The 6,576-nt window shown below is 43.6% G+C and carries 6 protein-coding genes; 2 read left to right on the top strand and 4 right to left on the bottom strand.

What is annotated here, in order from left to right; translation table 11 throughout:
* Positions 1–55 precede the first annotated feature (55 nt).
* From VIP81_RS14465 to VIP81_RS14450, 4 genes are all read right to left on the bottom strand, one after another.
* Positions 56–790, bottom strand: a complete 735-nt coding sequence (locus tag VIP81_RS14465; protein WP_331961877.1) for a response regulator transcription factor — start codon at positions 788–790, stop codon at positions 56–58.
* Positions 787–1,911, bottom strand: coding sequence for a sensor histidine kinase (locus tag VIP81_RS14460; protein WP_331961874.1), 1,125 nt, complete (start codon positions 1,909–1,911; stop codon positions 787–789). Before VIP81_RS14460 ends, VIP81_RS14465 begins: the two co-directional genes overlap by 4 nt.
* Before the next feature lie 358 nt (positions 1,912–2,269).
* Complete coding sequence (locus tag VIP81_RS14455) at positions 2,270–2,617, bottom strand: DUF4907 domain-containing protein (RefSeq protein WP_331961871.1); 348 nt, start codon at positions 2,615–2,617, stop codon at positions 2,270–2,272.
* The gene (locus VIP81_RS14450; RefSeq protein WP_331961868.1) at positions 2,610–3,605 is read right to left on the bottom strand and encodes a Kelch repeat-containing protein; all 996 of its coding nucleotides are present in this window, start codon (positions 3,603–3,605) and stop codon (positions 2,610–2,612) included. The genes VIP81_RS14455 and VIP81_RS14450 overlap by 8 nt, the downstream gene beginning before the upstream one ends.
* A gap of 247 nt (positions 3,606–3,852) precedes the next feature.
* On the opposite strand from VIP81_RS14450, the gene VIP81_RS14445 reads away from it, so the two are divergent.
* Both VIP81_RS14445 and VIP81_RS14440 read left to right on the top strand, forming a co-directional pair.
* Positions 3,853–5,187 (top strand): DUF4270 family protein, encoded by a 1,335-nt coding sequence (locus VIP81_RS14445; RefSeq protein ID WP_331961865.1) that lies wholly within the window; start codon positions 3,853–3,855, stop codon positions 5,185–5,187.
* An 8-nt stretch (positions 5,188–5,195) separates the two neighbouring features.
* Entirely contained in the window at positions 5,196–6,425 is a 1,230-nt protein-coding gene (locus VIP81_RS14440) for a hypothetical protein (protein ID WP_331961862.1), read from the top strand.
* Positions 6,426–6,576: the final 151 nt, after the last annotated feature.

The raw sequence follows: 6,576 nt of genomic DNA, 5'->3' as shown, positions 1-6,576 counted from the left end.
GTCTACCCACAACTCCGTAATTCGTAATTCGTAATTCGTAATTCGTAATTTCCCCCTAAGAATTTCTATTAATTACGTCATAAAACCGGTCTCTGTAGCCATCGGAGATGGGGATAGACTGGTTGGCGATCATCACGGTATTTTTCTCTACGCAGTTTATTTTATTGAGAGATACCAGGTAAGAGCGGTGTACACGTATGAATTTGTCTGCCGGTAAACGTGTTTCGAACGATTTAAGGCTGCGCAGTGTAAGAACGGGCAAATTCTGAGTATAGATCTTCGTATAGTCTTTAAGTGCTTCGATGAAAAGAATATCTTCCAGGTTGATCTTAATGATCTTGTATTCTGTTTTGATGAAGATGTAGTCATTTACCCAGGTAGCATCCATGGGCGGCAGCGCGGTATTGCCGGCGCTTACATTTTTCTGTTGGGTAACAGACCATGTTTCGCTGGCTTTGGCAGCAGCTTTCAGAAAACGCTCAAATGGTACGGGTTTCAACAGGTAGTCTACCACATCCAGATTAAAGCCATCCAGTGCATACTCTCCGTAAGCGGTAGTGAATACCACCATGGGAGGATATTTAAGTGATTTAAGGAATTGAATACCGGTGATATCGGGCATTTTGATATCCAGGAATACCAGATCTACCGGTTCATCCTGAATAAAACGCAAGGCGGTAGCTGCGTTTTCAAATTTGCCCGCCAGGGTCAGAAACGGAACCTTGCGGATGTAATCTTCCATGATTTCAAGCGCCAGCGGCTCGTCATCCACTGCGATACACTTTATCATTTTTTCAACACAATTTTAAGATCAACAATAAATTGGTTTTCCGTTTCCCTGATATTTATCTCATGCTCATTTTCATAGAGCAGTTCCAATCGTTTCAATACATTATCCAGGCCTATTCCTCCCCGTTCAGCAACACGTTCTTTAAAGTGACTGTTCTTGACTGTTAATCTGATCATATCTTCAGTTGTAGCTATATCTATATCTATAAAAGAATCTTCCGTATAACTGATGCCATGTTTGAATGCGTTTTCAACAAAAGGAACCAGCAACATGGGTTCTATCTGCAGACCGCCGGCCTCTCCACTTACCGTATAGGTGATCTCTATATCTTTTGGCAACCGTAATTTTTGTATTTCGATGTAATCGTGCAGGTATTTTAACTCCTGTGACAGCAACACTCTCGCTTCATTGGATTCATAAATCATGTACCGCATGATGGTTGACAGTTTCAAAATGGCATGTTCTGTTTGCGCCGACTGTTTATGCGCCAGAGAATAAATAGTATTTAGACAGTTAAAAAGGAAGTGAGGATTAATCTGCGACTTTAAAAATTTTAATTCCGCATTCAATTTCTCTACTTTCAGTTCTTCCCGTTGTTTTTCACTTTTAAACCACTCGAGGGCAATCTTTATAAATCCGCTCATGAACAACATCAGGAGCGCAAAAAAACCTGATCTGCGAAGTACTTCCGGAAAAAAGAGGTACTCCAAAATAGTGGGTGCATCGGGTTCCATTAAAGGGATACCTGGAAATGCGGCCGTTACGGGATGTCCAACGGTATCCACATAGATGGCCGTATCTGCCGCCACTGGAATCGCTTTTGCCCTGGCATCTTCTTCTGCCTGCATCTCCATCATTCTGCGACGATGGTGAAACGGTGGGAAGCCCGGCGATGTTACTTCTGAATTGTTAAATTTTTTATCCATGCGTAAAGTCATCATAGGACGATGCGCATAATTTTTAAAAAAATAAAAGTTGAGTGTGGCTTGTTGTGCGGTAATAAAAACAATCAGTAAAACGATGCTGCAAAGGTATATTGCAATCTTTTTCCCGTTAAAAAAACGGGGAATCAACACATAAATATTGAGGTAAAAAATACCAATCAAAAACAGGTTATCCACCAATTCTTTGATAAAAAAACCGGTATGTAAAATCTGAATCCGATAAATAAAAAACGGAAAAAATAAAAAGCATGCCCATCCGAGGACGTGCAATGAGATGAGGAAGGGACGACTTTTGAGTATCCGTTTAAAATTTAGCATCACTTTATTTGATGCGATAAACTTACACCAGATAGGGTTAGGCTTGTGTTAAAATTTGTTAATCCTGTATAAGGGATTGTTAAATTTAATATTTAAATTAAAATCCCGTTAAAATTCCGGACATAAGAATACTTTACCATCCGGATATTTTATTCTGTACAAATGCGTAGCAGAAAGGAATAGCCGGACAGTAAAGTCATCTGATATCTGAATAAATTTATTCCGCTTCGGTAATTTTCATATTGATCAATTCCTGTTGTGACATGGAAGGGATCTTATGATGTGTTAACTTATCCATCACCACATTTCCTACCCGCAGGGCGTTTTCGCGGCTGCGAAAAACACGGTTACCGGGAACACCTGGTATGATATCCTGGTAGATGTAGGTATGTCCGTCTACATTCACCCGATATCCCCATCCATTGTGAATTTCAAAGGGCTCCACCGCGACCGCGAGCATGTCGGAACCGCCCTTCTGCGATGCGTTGTGGCTGGATCTCCAGGCGAAGAAAGCCAGGGCTATCACCACTATACCGGCAACGATAATAATATTACGCTTAGTCATTTTTGTTATACTCTGCAGTTGGATCAAATTCCCACATATCATCGAGGTTCAGGCTGGAGCTTGCGCCCAGTACAACGAAGCCACGATTTTTCACAGTAAATCCGGTAGCGCCAGTACGGGCAGCACCTTCAAAATCTGTTTTCTGTACCCAACGATCTGTACCTGGGGTGTATTCCCATACAGCACCGGAGTAGCTGCCTTTGATACCAGAAACGATGTACCCTTTACCTTGCATAGCAAAGGCTGCGGAGCCGCTACCAGCGAAGTTATAGGAATCATCAAAGCTGTCGTCGTTTACGTTGGCAATTGGATTGAGGGTGGTCCAGGTTTGTGCATCACCATCAAATGCGTAGAAGTCAGTTACAGCAGAAGAATTGGCTGTACCCATACAAACATATGCTTTGTTGTCGATCACAAAAGCAGAAGCGTCGGTTCTTTTACCGCTGTTCAGGCTCTGTGATTGTTTCCAGGTATTGGTAGCCGGATCGTACTGCCAATTATCCTTTAACCAGTTGCCATCATAACCGGTAGCGATATAGCCTTTATCTTTCAGTGCGAAAGCAACGGCGCCATAACGGGCGGTACCTGCAAAATCTGCTTTTTTAGTCCAGGTGTTGGCAGAAGGGTCATACTCATAGAAATCGTTCAGTTTATTCAACCCATCATAACCAGTACCCACATACCCTTTGCCGGCCATAGCCATGCCTACAGCGTTACTGCGTGCGGGGCCGGAGAATGGAGTTTTTTGTGTCCACTGATTCTGATCTACATCGTACATCCAGAAATCCTGTAACCTGTTAATCCCATCATACCCGGTTCCTACATAGGCTTTATCATTAATAACGAAAGAAGCGGCTGAACTTCTGGCTACACCTTCAAATTCAGAACGTTTAATCCAATTCCCTACCAGCGTAGTGGTGTTTGAACTTTTCGAACAGGCTGCCAGGGAAGCCATCAATAATAAACTATAACCTTTAAAATATCGCATTAGCATGTTCTTTTTACTGCAGCCAAAATTATCCGCCGGAGCATTCCGGCAAACAGGAAATAGCTGTTCCCGTCATTTTAGATGACGGATACCGTTATTTCATCTACCAGTTGGATTCTTTGGCGGGAAATGCTTGTTACGGTGCTATCGGCAGCATAAAGGATATATTTCGTTATTCATCGATGAATTTTGGCCATTGGTATATTAAAGCAACTGAAAGTATTGATCCTGTCTAAAATTGCGCACCATGAACAATACCATGTATCATTTATTTTTCAGGCGTTCAGGCAGGAGTTTACGGAGGTACCTTCCTGCACTACTACTGGTGGCTGCTATTTCATCCTGCCAAAAAACCGGATTTACCTATAACAATATTGTAGATAATAATCAGGCGACAGATTACATTCTTTCTGATACGCTGACGGTGCAGATGAAAACAGTACAACAGGACTCTATGCCTACTTCCGGCTCGGAAGTACTGCTAACCGGTAAGAGAATAGACCCCCTGTTTGGTACCACTGCGGTACAATCCTTTTTCCAGATTGCACAACCTGCCGCTGTAGATATTCCAGTGAATGGGTCCAAATATGATTCCATGGTGCTCATCATGCGCCCCAACGGATACATAGCCGGCGATTCCCTGCAGCAGCAAGAGATACAGGTGTACCGGGTGACTCAAAAAATACAAACGGCTACTAATTTTTATTATCTGTACAACAACAGCAACTTTACTACAGAAAGCTCACCTATTGGAAATTTCACTGGTATCATCCGCCCGAATACGGATAAAACGGTGACCGTACATATGTCCGACGTACTGGGCAATCAGCTGTTTACCATGCTGCGTGATAAAAGCGGAGATATTACTGCCAACAATACCTGGCTCGAATTCTTCAAAGGGCTGAATGTAAGAGGCGGGACTAATACCCAGGCTGTTACTGCCTTTGCAGCCAATGATACCAGCCTGGTGATGCGCATGTACTACCATGTCAACGAATTGATCACCACCGTGAAGTATGTTGATTTTAAAATGCAGGCATCCAATCTGCAATTCAACCGGGTAGTGAATGACCGCAGCGGTACGCCACTGGCGGCACTCACCGGATCAACAAAAGTATTACCCACTTCCAGCACCGGCAACCGGGGCTTTGCACAGCCTATCAATGGTGTGGCTACACGTATTGATATTCCGTATATCAAAAACCTGGTGGGTCTGGGGCAATTCTTTAAGGTGATGAAAGTGTACCTGACCCTGAAACCTGTCAGCGGCAGCTACACCAACGATCGCCTGCCTCCAAGAGTAGCGCTTTGTGAAGTGAATACACTGAATGAAGTAACAGATACACTGACCTATGGACAGCTGACCGTGGATAGCAAACTAAATGAAAATACCAACTATACCTTCGACATTACCAACTATGTCATCAAAGAGCAAACGGTATCTGACTTTAATTCAAGAGGACTGTTACTGACACCAAGTGCAACGGACGGCAGAACAACACTGGACAGATTAGTTATTGGTGACCAGCAGAACCTGCAAAACAGGGTTAAAATACAGTTATACTATCTGTTGTATAAATAAAGATACTCATGCGAATCAAACTATATAGTGGTTTTATCCTACTCCTGTTGTGTAGCACAGCAGCGAAAGCACAACACGGCCTTAATTCCATTTACTCCGCCTATGGTATAGGAGACCTGGAGTCGAGGGATTACAGCCGCAATTTCGGGCTGGGAAGTACCGGCATTGGCCGTCGGCACACCGGCTACCTCAATGAACTTAATCCAGCATCCTATAGCGCCCTGCCTACTCAAAACTTTATGTTCGACGTATCGCTGAAAGCGCAATCGATCAATTACAGCGGCAGTGGCATTTCACAGAGCTCCGGCGATGTGAACTTTAAACGCCTCGCCATTGGGTTTAAAGCCGCTAAATTCTGGGGAATCGGCGCAGGTATCACGCCTTTCAGCACGGTAGATTACAAGTTGAATAACCAGCAGTTTGTAATCGGCACCGGTGCTCCGGTGACCGCTACCACTACCGGTACCGGCGGTATTAACCGGGCATATATTTCCAATGGCTTTCAGCTCAGCAAAAACTTTTCCGTGGGCGTGTCTACCGCATTTCTCTTTGGCCCGCTGAACACCTCTGAGTATGTTGGTTCCGATTCCTTACAAACACAACACAATCAATACGGTTTTAAACCCAACTTTACCCTGGGCGCGCAATATGCCGGCAAAATCAGTAAGGACTGGCAACTGGGACTGGGCGCTACTTATCGCTTCCAGACCAAAATGAAACTGCAGGAAAAACTGAATATCGTAGATGAGAATGGTACCACACTTTACAGCAAAGACCAGGACCCTTCTTCTTTCACATTACCAGTTGAATATGGCGCCGGGATTGTGTTGACCAATGGTACCATCACCTGGGTAGCTGACTATAAACATCAGTTGTGGAACACGCTGAATGAAAAAGGCGCTACCTATGCCTACCAGGACGGACAACGTTATTCTACCGGTATCGAATACACGCTGAAACGCCAGTACTTTAACCAAACCTATGAAGGAACCGTATTACAGGCGGGTTTCAGCTATAATCAAACCCCGCTGGTCGTGAGCAGCACACAAATAAAAGATGTATCCGGCACATTGGGTGTATCACTACCGAGCAAGAACGGACAGTTAAGATATTACATTGGTCTGGAAGCAGGACAGCGTGGGCAAACCGGTACTGCACTGGTGAAAGAAACGTATGTGAATGCGGTATTTAATTTCAGTTTAAGGGATATTTGGTTCTTCAAGCGGTTGGCGCAATAGGAGCGGATTTTGTCTTTCCCAGGATTATACTGATTATACTGATTTTCCAGATTTTTGTTTTTATGATTTTGGAAGATTAAAAGATGAAGGGAGATGAAAGCGGATATCGCTGTCATCTCCCTTCATCTTTTAATCAAAAAAGTAAAAATCG

It is taken from the genome of Chitinophaga sp., assembly GCF_036566945.1.
Taxonomy (GTDB): Bacteria; Bacteroidota; Bacteroidia; order Chitinophagales; family Chitinophagaceae; genus Chitinophaga.
This window is presented reverse-complemented; position numbering and strand designations above follow the sequence as displayed.

Excerpts from the sequence above, each read along its gene's own strand:
- VIP81_RS14455 (WP_331961871.1), bottom strand. The coding sequence starts at position 2,617 with ATGACTAAGCGTAATATTATTATCGTTGCCGGTATAGTGGTGATAGCC.
- VIP81_RS14440 (WP_331961862.1), top strand. The coding sequence starts at position 5,196 with ATGCGAATCAAACTATATAGTGGTTTTATCCTACTCCTGTTGTGTAGC.
- VIP81_RS14450 (WP_331961868.1), bottom strand. The coding sequence starts at position 3,605 with ATGCGATATTTTAAAGGTTATAGTTTATTATTGATGGCTTCCCTGGCA.
- VIP81_RS14445 (WP_331961865.1), top strand. The coding sequence starts at position 3,853 with ATGAACAATACCATGTATCATTTATTTTTCAGGCGTTCAGGCAGGAGT.
- VIP81_RS14465 (WP_331961877.1), bottom strand. The coding sequence starts at position 790 with ATGATAAAGTGTATCGCAGTGGATGACGAGCCGCTGGCGCTTGAAATC.